This window comes from Mesorhizobium sp. WSM3860 (assembly GCF_002294995.1).
Taxonomy (GTDB): Bacteria; Pseudomonadota; Alphaproteobacteria; order Rhizobiales; family Rhizobiaceae; genus Mesorhizobium.
This window is the reverse complement of the sequence record NZ_NSGF01000020.1, coordinates 1-12,386: the sequence shown is the minus strand read 5'-3', so window position 1 is coordinate 12,386 and position 12,386 is coordinate 1. Positions and strand designations below refer to the sequence as shown.

Below are 12,386 nucleotides of genomic sequence, written 5' to 3'. Positions count from 1 at the left end.
GCACTGTTCTCTCGAAAGGCAAGGAGCGTCCGGTCAGAAAAACAAACAAAATCAATGCTTCGTGTCTCAAAGCCGAATCTGGCATGGCCGTTGCAAATGCATCTGCAGCAGCCGCGAGGCTGTGGAGGTCAACTGCCCTGGGAGGTCGAGCTTCTCGATCGGGGCCGAACGGAGGACATCATCATGCAGACGGCAATCGCTGCCGCGGAACCGCGCGGCAAAGTTCCCTTTTACCGGCATCTTTACGTGCAGGTCCTGGCGGCGATCGCCGCCGGCATCCTGCTCGGCCATTTCTATCCCGACATCGGCGCCTCGCTGAAGCCGCTCGGCGATGCCTTCATCAAGCTGGTCAAGATGGTGATCGCGCCAGTGATCTTCCTCACCGTCGCGACCGGCATCGCCGGCGTCTCCGACCTGCACAAGGTCGGCCGGGTCGCCGGCAAGGCGATGATCTATTTCCTCGTCTTCTCGACGCTGGCGCTCGTCGTTGGCCTGATCGTGTCGAATGTCGTCCAGCCCGGCGCCGGCATGCACATCAATCCGGCGACGCTCGACGCCTCGAAGGTCTCGACCTTCACCGAGAAGGCGCATGATACGACGATCGTCGGCTTCCTGATGAACATCATCCCCGACACCATCACCGGCGCCTTCGCCCAAGGCGATATCCTGCAAGTGCTGTTCTTCTCGGTGCTGTTCGGCGTCGCCCTCGCTTTGGTCGGCGAGCGCGCTCGCCCGGTGGTCGACTTCCTGCAGGCGCTGACGGCGCCGATCTTCCGCCTGGTCGCCATCCTGATGAAGGCGGCGCCTATCGGCGCCTTCGGCGCCATGGCCTTCACCGTCGGCAAATACGGCATCGGCACGATCGCCAATCTCGCCTTCCTGATCGGCACCTTCTACCTGACGTCGCTGCTCTTCGTGCTGGTCGTGCTGGGCGCGGTGGCATGGTACAACGGCTTCTCCATCCTGGCGCTGATCCGCTACATCAAGGAAGAACTGCTCCTGGTGCTCGGCACCTCATCGTCGGAGGCAGCACTTCCCGGCCTGATGGCCAAGATGGAGCGCGCCGGCTGCAACCGCTCGGTGGTCGGTCTCGTCATCCCGACCGGCTATTCCTTCAACCTCGACGGCACCAACATCTACATGACGCTGGCAGCGCTGTTCATCGCCCAGGCGACCGACACGCCCCTCACCTTCGGCGATCAGATCCTGCTTTTGCTCGTTGCCATGCTGAGCTCCAAGGGGGCTGCCGGCATTACCGGCGCTGGCTTCATCACTTTGGCCGCCACGCTTTCGGTCGTGCCGTCGGTGCCGGTTGCCGGCATGGCGCTGATCCTCGGCGTCGACCGCTTCATGTCGGAATGCCGTGCGCTCACCAACTTCGTCGGCAATGCCGTCGCGACCATCGTCGTGGCGCGCTGGGAAGGCGAGCTCGACCAGCAGCAGTTCGCCGCCGCCATGGCCGGCCAGTTGCCGGAGGAGGCAGACCTCGCGCTCTCAGGTGGCCTGCAGCCAGCCTGAGCGACCGAAGCAATTCCAGGAAAACTGTCCAACGGTTGGCTCAGCGACTTCGCGTAGCTTTCCGTCCGGATCGCCCAGACAAAAAGAGGCATCCTCCCAAGCCGGAACAGGCCGTGGCTCCGCCGCGGCCTGTTCTTTTGGCCGGACGCCGCATAGGGTGGCGCGGGCCGACATTCTTGCCGGCGCATCCAAGCGTGAGGGCCGGCGAATGAGCAGCGCGTTTCCCGAGATCTACCTTGTCCGCCATGGCGAGACGGAATGGAGCGCCTCGGGCAAGCATACCGGCCGCACCGACATTCCGTTGACCGCCAAAGGCGAAGAGGCCGCGCGCGGCGTTGCTGACCGCCTCAAGGACCAGACCTTCCAGGCTGTCTGGTCGAGCCCGTCGCAGCGCGCCTTCGACACCTGCCGGCTGGCCGGCTTCGGCGAGCGCGCGCTCAACAAGGCCGACCTGCAGGAATGGGACTACGGCGCCTATGAGGGCGTGACGACCAAGGAAATCCTTGCCGGACGTCCCGGCTGGCAATTGTTTCGCGATGGCTGCCCGGGCGGCGAGGCGGCAGCCGATGTCGGCGCCAGGGCCGATGCGATCGTGGCCGAAATCCGGACGGCGGCCGGCAATGTGCTCATCTTCTCGAGCTCGCATTTCCTGCGCGTGCTTGCGGCGCGCTGGATCGGCCTGCCGCCGGAAGGCGGCGAACATTTCGTCCTCGATACCGCAAGCCTCAGCGTCCTCGGCTATGAGCACGACCTGACGGAGCCGGTTGTTCGCAGGTGGAACCAGAAGTAGCTTCGGTTGGATACCTCGGCGGTTGGCCGAGGCGTCTCAGCTTCGTCATCCTATGGTCTGCGCGCGTCGCTTCGCTCCTTGCTTCGCCATAGGATGACGAAGCTGAGACGTTTCGGCTAGACTCTGACCATCGCCAGTTCTTCACTCGTAAGGTGCCGTGCCTTGCCCTTCGCCAGATCTCCGAGCTGCAGTGCGCCAATCGCCACCCGCACCAGCCTGAGCACCTCGATGTCGAAGGCGCCGAGCATGCGGCGGATCTGGCGGTTGCGGCCTTCGTCGAGCACGATCTCCAGCCAGGCCGTGCGCCCGCCGCTGCGCAAGAGCGCGATTGAGCTTGCCGTAAGCGATTCACCGTCGACGACAGTGCCTTGGCGGAACCGCTTGAGCATCGCCTCGTCAGGGGCGGAGGCGATCTGCACATGATAGGTTTTAGCGACATGCGAGACGGGGTCGAGCAGGGCGTTCGCCCAACTCGTGTCGTTGGTCATCAACAGCAGACCTTCGCTGGCCTTGTCGAGGCGGCCGACCGGCGACACGAAGGGCAGGTCGAGATCGGCAAGGCAGTCATAGACGGTGCCGCGTCCTTCGGGGTCGTCGCGCGTGGTGACCAGCCCGCGCGGCTTGTTGAGCATCAGATACACTTTTCGTTCTGCGGCGACCTGTGCGCCATCGACCGTGATGCGGTCGCGATCCGGATCGACGCGCAGCGACGGGTCGCGTGCTACCTTGCCGGCAACGCGCACGCGTCCCTCGGCGATCATCAGTTCCGCCTGCTTGCGCGAGCAGAATCCAAGCTTCGACAGCGCTCGGTTGAGGCTGACTTTTCCAGCGATGGGTCGTCGCGGGAATTCGGGAAGCTGTCGTAGGGGCTTACGGGTCATCGGCCGACAGATGCCATGCCGGGCGACGCCGGCGCAACCTGGCGCGCCGTGCTTGGACTTTTCGCCTTGTCTTCGCGGGCATTCAGCCGGCTGCTGCAATGAAGAGGCCACCCCGCACCGTCTGTCTCGATGACGCCTTGGCCGAGACCTTGCTGCTGCTGGGCGCTTTCCGCCGGCGCCATGCTTCTCATCAGCTGGCTGTCGAACGCAGTCAAATCACGGTTCCGGCGGAGCGCTCAGCCGCCGGTAAGGGACGCCGTCGAAGGTTGCCGTCACGAAGCTCTTCACCGACATCTTGCGCTTGCGGCCGTCGCTGCAGGCATAGACCGGCCAGCCGGCTTCGCTGCATTCGCTGGCCGCGCAGATGCGGGCAAGGCAGTTGCCGACAGTCAGCCGGAAGCCGCCTTTCCCGGCGAAGCCCTGCAGCAGGCTGCCATCGGCCGAGCGCCATGTCCGCTGGCGAAATTCCGGCCGCAGGGCCAAAGGTTCGAGGGGGGCGGCGAGATTGGCGGTGCCGGTACGCGCGATGAGCTGAAGACGGTAGCGGGCCATCCCGGTCGTATAGGCGGTTACCAGGTCGGACTCACCCGAATACGCGGACGCCAGACCGGAGCGGTCGAAGAGAGGAGCCAGTCGCTCGCCTGCTTCTGCTGGCCTCACAAGGGCAACAAGGGCGACAAGGGCCAAACAAGCGCGCACCATTTCGATTTCCAGCAGCCATGCATCTCCGGCCTGCCAGCGCCCCCGGCTGCCTTCCACACCATCCCGCCAATTGCTGCGCGGTGCAAGCCGCTGCGCCAATAACCGGTCTCAGCCATTGGATGCCGGCGGCAGTTCGAACAGGGTGGCGCCATTCTCCTGTCCCCGCTCGACATAGCCGATGAGCCGAAACCATTTTGCCACGTCCGGTCCATCGAGCCAGCTGCGCGAGTGCACGGGCAGATTGCCGGCGAGCGCCTGGATGTGGCGGATGTGACGCCTGCAGAAGCGAACGGTTGCCGCTCTGAAGAAGTCCTCCTGCGCGGCAAACAGTGTGTCGGCCGCGTCGCCATGCTCATGCCAGGCGATGATCGCGACGGCCTTGTCGCCCTCGACCAGCGCATGCGCCCGGCCTTCCTTCAGGTTCATCATCAGATTGTCGTAAGCGGCCTTGCTGTCCTTGCCGGCCGCCAGGTACTCGTCCGACATTCGCTTGGACAGGCCGCGGAAAACATCCTCGAGATCTCCGACCGTCGCTGCGCGTGCTCTCATTTCTCCTCCTGACAGCCCGGCGGGGAGTTTGCCCCATAGAAGGGGGAGCACCAAGCAAATGAAATCCGCCATGCGCCTGACACGCGCAAATGCATTTCACTTGGCCCGGATGGCCGGTACCCCGCTCGTGCGACGCGCGGCTCGATTACCCAATGGACACAGGTGTCCATTCAAGCTAACTTCGCGCCGCGCGAAGGTCGACGATTTTTGTCGAACCGCGGCAGGACGGGATGGGTCATGGACTTTCGAGGACGGGACGAGTTGATTGCGCCGGTTTGGTATTGCGCCGCCGATATGGCGTCTCGGGGTTTCTTGGCACCATTGCGATATCGCGCACGTGACGCGGGCCGGAGCGCATGACAAGGCACTATTCAGCGCTTTCACTGTTCAAGGAAGGCGTCGCCGGCCAGACGGGCTGGGAGCAGGCCTGGCGCTCGCCGGAGCCCAAGCCGCGTTACGACGCCATCATCATCGGCGGTGGTGGCCACGGCCTCGCTACGGCTTACTATCTCGCAAAGAACCACGGCGTCACCAATGTGGCGTTGCTCGAGAAAGGCTGGATCGGCGGCGGCAACACCGGCCGGAACACAACCGTGGTCCGCTCAAATTACTTCTACCCCGAAAGCGCGGCGATCTACGGACTGGCGCATAGTCTCTACAAGAGGCTGTCGAAGGATCTGAACTACAATGTGATGTTTTCCGCGCGCGGCATTCTCACCCTCGCGCATAGCGAAGCGGGAATGGAAACCGCTGCCCGGTCCGTCAACGCCATTCAGGTCAACGGCATCGATTGCGAATTGTTCTCGGTCGAGGACGTGCGCCGCGTGGTGCCGATCTACAATTTCGCCCCGGATGCCCGCTACCCGGTCTATGGCGGCACCTGGCAGCCGAGCGGCGGCACTGCCCGTCATGACGCTGTCGCCTGGGGCTATGCGCGCGCCGCCAGCCGTCTCGGCGTCGACATCATTCAGAACTGCGAGATCACCGACTTTATCATCGAGAACGGGCGCTGCCGCGGCGTCGTCACGTCGCGCGGCGCAATCCGGGCCGAGCGTACGGGGATGGCGGTGGCCGGCCACTCGTCGGTGCTGGCGGCCAAGGCGGGGTTCCGGCTGCCCGTCAATTCCTACGCGCTGCAGGCCTGTGTATCCGAGCCGGTCAAACCGATTATCGACACGGTGGTGATCTCGCCGGATACGGGCGTCTATGTCAGCCAATCGGACAAGGGCGAACTGGTGATCGGCGGCGCGCTCGACCGCATCCCGTCCTACGGCCAGCGCGGCAATTTGCCGGTGCTGGAAGGCGTGATCGCAGGCATGCTCGAAATGTTCCCGATCTTCGGCCAGCTGAAGATGATGCGGCAATGGGCAGGCATCGTAGACGTCGTCCCCGATTCCTCTCCCATCATCGGCGAATCGCCGTTGCCCGGCCTTTTCCTCAATTGCGGCTGGGGCACGGGCGGCTTCAAGGCGATTCCCGCCGGCGGCACGCTGCTTGCCCATTTGCTTGCCACAGGCAGGCACCACGACATCAGCCGGCCTTTCGATCTCGACCGCTTCGCCCGCGGCCGGCTGATCGACGAGGCGGCCGGCTCCGGCATTGCCCATTGAAGGTTTAGTAAAGATGCAGCTCTTTCCCTGTCCGTTCTGCGGGCCGCGCGAAGAAAGCGAATTTCACTATGGCGGCGAGGCCGGCAATTTGCGGCCCGACGGCGGCGACGTGACGGCCGAGCGCTGGGCCGGCTACCTCCACATGCGCGACAACCCGAGGGGCTCGACCCGCGAAATTTGGATGCACCTGACCTGCGGCGAGTTCTTTGCGATGAGCCGCGACAGCGTCAACCACAAGGTGTCGGGTTCCTCCGTGCTCGGCGAAGCGGAGCACGGTGCATGAGCGCATCGCGTCTTGCCAATGGCGGCAGCGATATCGATCGGGCCCGTCCGCTGAGCTTCACTTTCGACGGCGCGCGCGTCGACGGCTTCGCCGGCGACACGATCGCCTCTGCCTTGTTGGCAAGCGGCCGGGCGATCGTCGGCCGCAGCTTCAAATATCATCGGCCGCGTGGCATCTGGGGATCCGGCGTGGAGGAGCCCAACGCGCTGGTCGATATCGAGAGCGCCGGCGGCCGCGTGCCGAATGCGCGGGCAACGACCGTGCCAGCGCGGGACGGCCTCACGGTCAAGAGCGTCAACGCGTCGCCGACGGCGCTGGCCGACCGCAACGCGGTGCTGGACCGCCTTGCCCGTTTCCTCCCCGCCGCATTCTACTACAAGACCTTCATGTGGCCGGACTGGCACCTGTTCGAGCCGCGCATCCGCGCCATGGCCGGGCTCGGCATCGTCGACCGCAATTGGAAGCCGCGTCAGGTCTCGGACCAGATCAACCATCATTGCGACATCCTGGTGGTCGGCGCAGGACCGGCCGGCCTCGCCGCGGCTTCTGGCGCGGCGGCAGCCGGGCACTCGGTCGTCCTGGTCGACGACCGGACGCATCCCGGCGGCTCGCTGCGCCACCGTGCTGGCGAAGTCGACGGCGTGGAGGGTGCGGCATGGGTCGATGCGACGGTGGCCCGGCTGAAGAGCAGCGGGCATCTCGTGCTCAGCGATACGACCGCCTTCGGCTTCTATGATCACAATCTGGTCGCGCTCAACCAGCTTCACCGCGACGGCCGACCCGACACGCTGTGGCGCGTGCGCCCGCGCCGCATCGTGCTGGCGACGGGCGCGATCGAACGGCCGGTTCCGTTCGCCAACAACGACCTTCCGGGCATACTGTCCGCTGACGCGGCGTTGAGCTACCTGCGCAGGCATGGCGTCCTTGTCGGCTGGCAGGTCGTGGTCGCAACCAACAATGACAGCGCCTACGAGCCGGCCTCGGCGCTGGCGGCGGCCGGCGCTTCGGTGACGGTGGTCGATTGCCGGCGTGAGGGCGGCGCGCAGGCGAAGACCGGCATTCGGGTCCTCGACGGACGCACCATTGCGGCGGCGCGCGGCCGCAACGCCGTTCAGGGTGTTCTGCTCGACGACGGTACGGCCCTTGCGGCCGATTGCGTGCTCGTCTCGGGCGGCTGGACACCCACCGTGCATCTGTTCTCGCAGGCGAAAGGCAAGCTCGCCTGGAGCGATCAACTGGCGGCTTTTATTCCCGGAGAAGCTATCGAGGGGATCGGCGTAGCCGGCGCGGTGTCCGGCACGGCGTCGCTTTCCGAAACCTTGGCCAGCGGCCTGGCGGCACTCGACGGGTTCGGCTCATCGTCGTCGGCACCTCGCAGCACGGGTGTGGAAAGAACGCTTGGCGTCGTCAGCCTGTGGCCGCAGCCCAAAGCCAAGGGCCGCATCTGGATCGACTACCAGAGCGACGTCACTGCCAAGGACGTCGAGCTGGCGGCGCGGGAGAACTTCGTCTCCGTCGAGCACCTGAAGCGCTATACGACGCTCGGCATGGCGACCGACCAGGGCAAGACGTCGAACCTGAACGGCCTGGCGCTGCTGGCCGATGTCACCGGCCGCCCCATTCCCGAGGTCGGCACCACCACCTACCGGCCGCCCTTCACGCCTGTGCCGTTCGCCAGCCTGGCGGGAGCGCGCCGGGGCAGCATGCACGTCCCGGTCCGCCGCCTGCCGCTGGAGGCAAACCATCGCGCCGCGGGTGGCGTATTCCAGGAATACGGCGGCTGGCTGAGGCCGGCCTATTACGGAAGCGGCGAAGCCGGAGGCACGATCCAGCAGGAAGCGCGGCGCGCCCGGCAGTCCGTTGCGCTCTTCGACGGCTCGACGCTCGGCAAGATCGAGGTGATCGGTCCGCGCGCGGCCGAATTCGTCGACTTCATCTATTACAGCACGATGTCGACCCTGAAACCCGGCCATTGCCGCTACGGATTCATGCTGTCGGAAAATGGCGTCGTCTTCGATGACGGCGTGCTGGTACGTTTGGACGAGCACCGCTTCATCGTCTCCTGCTCGTCGTCGCATGTCGCGGCAGTCCACGCGCGCCTCGAAGAGTGGCGGCAGGACCGCTTCGGCCGCGATGCGGTCTATATCCACAACGCCACCGCCCAATACGCCACCTTGACCGTTTCGGGTCCAAATGCGCGCGGGCTCGTAGAGGCGCTCGATCTGGGTGCCGCGCTGGACGATGCTAGCCTGCCGCATATGGCGGTTACCGCCGGCCGCTTTGCCGGCGACGAGGTGCGCATTGCCCGGGTCTCTTTTACCGGCGACCGAAGCTACGAAATCTCCATCCGCGCCGACCGGGCCGAGGTGCTGTGGGCAAAGATGCAGCAGCAGGGCCGCGCGTTCGACGCCGTGCTGCTCGGGCTTGAATCGCTGATGATCCTGCGCGCCGAGAAGGGCTACATCGTCATCGGCAAAGACACCGACGGCAACGTCATGCCGCACGACCTCGGCGTCGCGGGACCGCGGACCAAGCGGAAAGGTGAGTTCGTCGGCCGGCGATCGCTTTTCACCGAAGCGGCGAGCCGAACCGATCGCACTCAGCTTGTCGGCCTGGCTGTCGGCGAAGGCGAGGCGCCGTTGGCGACCGGCGCGCATGGTGTCGAGAAAAGCGGCGGCCGCCTCCGAAGCATCGGCTTCGTCACCTCGAGCTATCAAAGCCCGACTCTGGGGCGCCCGGTCGCCTTGGCGCTCATCGAACGGGGCGCCGCGCGGCATGGCCAAACGATCGACGTCCAGCACCTCGGCGTCGTGCGCCAGGCCACTATCGTCGCGCCCTGCGCCTTCGATCCGGAAGGGAGCCGCCTGCATGCGTAACCTCGCCGAAAAGTGGCCGGCGGCGCCCGACTGGACCACCGCGGTCCTGAACAAGGACGGGATCAGCGTGCGGACGTTGGGCGGGCTGAACCAGCTTCTTATCAGCGGCGACCTGACGGCTTGGGCGCAGGCTTCGGGCCTCGCGGGCGAGGGGGTCGGCGCCGGTGCGGTTGCCAGCGGCGACAAATACATGCTGCGCATCGCGCGCGATCGCATTCTCGCCGTAAGTCAACGGCCATTGCCCGTCGCGGCCGGCTGGCACGAGGACGGGTTCGCGGTCTCGGTCATGGATGCCGGACTGCATGTGTTCGAGATCGAGGGGCCGGGTCTGGCCGGTCTGGTCGCCAAGGGCACGGCGCGCGATCCGGGGCAGGCAAGCCGGTCGGCCTCGGTGCTCTTTGCCGGCGTCACTGTCTTGTTCTATCGGTTTGGCGGCCCTGACCGAGCTCGTCTGCACGTCGATCGCGGTTTGGCACCTTACCTGTGGGAATGGCTCGAACACTCATCAGGATTGTAGTGACGCGGTTTCGCGTCTATCTAGCCGGCGTCTAACCTTGGCCGGGCTGCTATGCTTTCCGATTCCAGTGCTGATCCAGTCGTGCGACGACGGTCCGGTCTGATCGGCAACACCAAGGTGACGCGCGAAGACTGGATGAAGCTAGCGCTGGAGACGCTCATCTCCGAGGGCGTGGAGGCCGTTCGCGTCCTGGGCCTCGGGCAAAAGCTGAACGTCTCCCGCTCAAGCTTCTACTGGTATTTCAAGAGCCGCCAGGACCTGCTGGATCAGCTTCTCGACTATTGGCGCAACAACAACACCCGCTTCATCGTCGAGCAGGCCGGCCGGCCCGCCGCGTCGATAACTGAGGCCGTGCTCAATGTCTTCGAGTGCTGGCTGGATGAGAAGCTTTTCAATCCGCGCCTGGATTTCGCCGTGCGTGCCTGGTCGCGCCAGTCCGCCAAGGTCCATCGTATCGTGAACGAGGAAGACGATGCGCGGGTCGATGCCATCCGGGCGATGTTTTCGCGGCACGGTTACGCAGACACGGAGGCCTTCGTACGGGCGCGCGTGCTGTACTTCACGCAGATCGGCTATTACTCGCTCGAGATCGTCGAGCCGGTGAGCAACCGTCTTTTCCTGACGCCGGCCTACCTGCTAACGCACACGGGCAAAGAACCCCGCGAGGGAGAGGTGGAGGCCTTTGCCGAAAAGATGCTGCCGCGAACCCACGGCTGAGCAAGGCCGGCTGATCGACGCTGCTGAGCGCCACGCCATCTGAACTGAACGGCGGCCGCTCCGGCGACTCAGGCGGTCTTCATCGCATTGCAGATTTCTTCGACCAGCATTGCGGCCGAAACCGAGCCGGGGTCTGGATGACCCAGCGAGCGCTCGCCGAGACGCGCGGCGCGGCCGACGGTGGCGATCATATCGCGTGTCGCTTCTGCTCCCTTGTGGGCAGCGGCGGCGATGGTATCGGCGTCCTGGCCACTGGCTGCCGCGTCCGCGGCCGGCGCCCAGGCATCGAGCATTGTCTTCTGGCCGGGTTCCGCTTTGCCGCGCTGGACGATGCCGTCGCGCATCGCCGCAATGACGGTCCGCAACTCGCCGCTCGGCATCGATCCGCGCGGACCCGCGGCCTTGCCGGCGCGCAGCAGGGCGGTCGCATAGAGTGGTCCGGAGGAGGCGCCGACTGCGTTGAGAAAGCCTTTGGCGGCGGCATTGAACACATCCTGCAGCGTGCCCTCGGCGGCCTGGGCTGCATCGGCCGCGGCCTTCATGCCTTGTTCCATGGCGATGCCGTGGTCGGCGTCGCCGATTACCCCGTCAAGCGCGCAAAGCCTGTCGCGCTCCGTCGCCATCCGCACAGAGAAGGCGTCGAAAAGCGCTTTCAAGTCCCCGGTCGTAAACTCCATCTCGCTCAGCTCCGAAACATGGCGCAGTCGCAGGGGTGGTCGATCATGCGCTGCAGCTCGTCATCGAGATGCATGACGGTGATCGAGGCGCCGGCCATGTCGAGCGATGTGCAGTAGGGGCCGACCAGCGTCTTGTGGACGACCAGCCCGGCAGCCGTCAGGCGTTCCGCGATCCGGGCATTCAGGATGTAAAGTTCCATCAGCGGCGTCGCGCCGAGAGAGTTGACCAGCACAGCGACACGACCTCCGGCCGGCGCCTTCATCTCCGCCAGGATCGCGTCCATGATCTCGTCGGCGACATCGTTGGCCGAACGCAATGGCCCGCGCCGCACGCCGGGCTCGCCATGGATGCCCATGCCGATCTCCATCTCGCCAGCTGGCAGATCGAAGCTTGGCCGCCGCGTCTGCGGCAGGGAGCAGGACGAGAGCGCCACGCCCATGGTGAAAGTGCGGTCGTTGGCGTGACGGGCGATCCGCTCCACCTCGTCCAGCGGCATCATCATATCGGCAGCCGCGCCCGCGGCCTTGAAGATGAACACGTTGCCGGCCACGCCGCGGCGCTTTTGCCGCTGGTCGCGCGGCGCCGACGCGATGTCGTCGGTGGTCAGCACCGTGCGTGCCTCGACGCCTTCTATCTCCAGCAGCTCCGCCGCCATGTCGAAATTCATCACGTCGCCGGCATAGTTGCCGTACATGAATAGGACGCCGGCACCGCCGCTCGCGGCCATCGCCGCGTCGACCGCCGGCTGCGGCGGCGGCGAGGCGAAGACGTTGCCGATCGCGGCGGCATCCGCCAAGCCCTTGCCGACGTAGCCGAGGAACGTCGGCTCATGGCCTGACCCGCCGCCGATCACCAGCGCCACCTTGCCGGCCCGCGGACCATGCTTGGCGATGACCGCACGCGGCGCGTTGTCCGGACGCCAAAGATGCTCGGGATGCGCGGCAATGATGCCGACCAGCATTTCGTCGACCGCCGCATTGCCGTCGTTGATCAGCTTTTGCGTCCGGCTCATTCACACCTCCCTGCAACGTTCTCGGCCGTGAGACTAGAGCAATTCCAGGAAAAGTGTGTAACGGTTTTCCCGTCCCGAATTGCGTGAAAACAAAGAGATAGAGCGTTTTGCGGCGGCGTGGGAGCGTTCTTCTCCTGCTGTCGGTCCAGATGTGATCGCGCAGCGTAGAAGTTGGGTCAGCGGACGTTGTACTTGGCGTCGACCTGGTCGATGGCGGCGACATTGCCGGCCGACCGCCCCTGCGGATCGAAGG

At 65.4% G+C, this 12,386-nt stretch carries 12 protein-coding genes; 7 read left to right on the top strand and 5 right to left on the bottom strand.

All coding sequences use genetic code 11. From position 1 onward, the window contains the following. Nucleotides 1-183 precede the first annotated feature (183 nt). On the top strand, nt 184-1,518 hold the full coding sequence (locus CK220_RS25260; protein ID WP_095814195.1) for a dicarboxylate/amino acid:cation symporter: 1,335 nt from the start codon (nt 184-186) through the stop codon (nt 1,516-1,518). Nucleotides 1,519-1,726: 208 nt separating this feature from the next. Then, nucleotides 1,727-2,308 carry a histidine phosphatase family protein gene (locus CK220_RS25255; RefSeq protein WP_095814122.1) on the top strand — a complete coding sequence of 194 codons (582 nt, stop codon included), beginning with the start codon at nt 1,727-1,729 and terminating at the stop codon, nt 2,306-2,308. A 116-nt stretch (nt 2,309-2,424) separates the two neighbouring features. Here the strand turns inward: CK220_RS25255 and CK220_RS25250 are convergent, their stop codons facing one another. The 3 genes from CK220_RS25250 to CK220_RS25235 form a co-directional block, all read right to left on the bottom strand. Beyond that, on the bottom strand, nt 2,425-3,189 hold the full coding sequence (locus CK220_RS25250; protein WP_095814121.1) for a pseudouridine synthase: 765 nt from the start codon (nt 3,187-3,189) through the stop codon (nt 2,425-2,427). A 216-nt stretch (nt 3,190-3,405) separates the two neighbouring features. Beyond that, the gene (locus tag CK220_RS25240) at nt 3,406-3,990 is read right to left on the bottom strand and encodes a hypothetical protein (RefSeq protein WP_245429394.1); all 585 of its coding nucleotides are present in this window, start codon (nt 3,988-3,990) and stop codon (nt 3,406-3,408) included. Nucleotides 3,991-3,999: 9 nt separating this feature from the next. Then, nucleotides 4,000-4,440, bottom strand: coding sequence for a hypothetical protein (locus tag CK220_RS25235; protein WP_095814119.1), 441 nt, complete (start codon nt 4,438-4,440; stop codon nt 4,000-4,002). A gap of 356 nt (nt 4,441-4,796) precedes the next feature. Between CK220_RS25235 and CK220_RS25230 the strand changes: the two genes are divergently transcribed. Genes CK220_RS25230 through CK220_RS25210 form a run of 5 tightly spaced genes read left to right on the top strand, consistent with a single transcriptional unit; the run spans nt 4,797 to nt 10,443 of the window. Beyond that, nucleotides 4,797-6,050, top strand: coding sequence for a sarcosine oxidase subunit beta family protein (locus tag CK220_RS25230; protein WP_095814118.1), 1,254 nt, complete (start codon nt 4,797-4,799; stop codon nt 6,048-6,050). A gap of 13 nt (nt 6,051-6,063) precedes the next feature. Beyond that, nucleotides 6,064-6,333 (top strand): sarcosine oxidase subunit delta, encoded by a 270-nt coding sequence (locus CK220_RS25225; RefSeq protein ID WP_095814117.1) that lies wholly within the window; start codon nt 6,064-6,066, stop codon nt 6,331-6,333. Next, nucleotides 6,330-9,209, top strand: a complete 2,880-nt coding sequence (locus CK220_RS25220) for a sarcosine oxidase subunit alpha family protein (RefSeq protein ID WP_095814116.1) — start codon at nt 6,330-6,332, stop codon at nt 9,207-9,209. Before CK220_RS25225 ends, CK220_RS25220 begins: the two co-directional genes overlap by 4 nt. Further along, nucleotides 9,202-9,726, top strand: a complete 525-nt coding sequence (locus tag CK220_RS25215; protein ID WP_095814115.1) for a hypothetical protein — start codon at nt 9,202-9,204, stop codon at nt 9,724-9,726. Before CK220_RS25220 ends, CK220_RS25215 begins: the two co-directional genes overlap by 8 nt. 51 nt (nt 9,727-9,777) lie before the next feature. Further along, on the top strand, nt 9,778-10,443 hold the full coding sequence (locus CK220_RS25210) for a TetR/AcrR family transcriptional regulator (protein WP_095814114.1): 666 nt from the start codon (nt 9,778-9,780) through the stop codon (nt 10,441-10,443). A 68-nt stretch (nt 10,444-10,511) separates the two neighbouring features. Here the strand turns inward: CK220_RS25210 and dhaL are convergent, their stop codons facing one another. Both dhaL and CK220_RS25200 read right to left on the bottom strand, forming a co-directional pair. Continuing rightward, nucleotides 10,512-11,120: a dihydroxyacetone kinase subunit DhaL gene (gene dhaL / locus CK220_RS25205; protein WP_095814113.1), complete on the bottom strand. Its 609-nt coding sequence runs from the start codon at nt 11,118-11,120 to the stop codon at nt 10,512-10,514. 5 nt (nt 11,121-11,125) lie between these two features. Beyond that, entirely contained in the window at nt 11,126-12,133 is a 1,008-nt protein-coding gene (locus tag CK220_RS25200) for a dihydroxyacetone kinase subunit DhaK (protein WP_095814112.1), read from the bottom strand. Between the last annotated feature and the right edge of the window lie 253 nt (nt 12,134-12,386).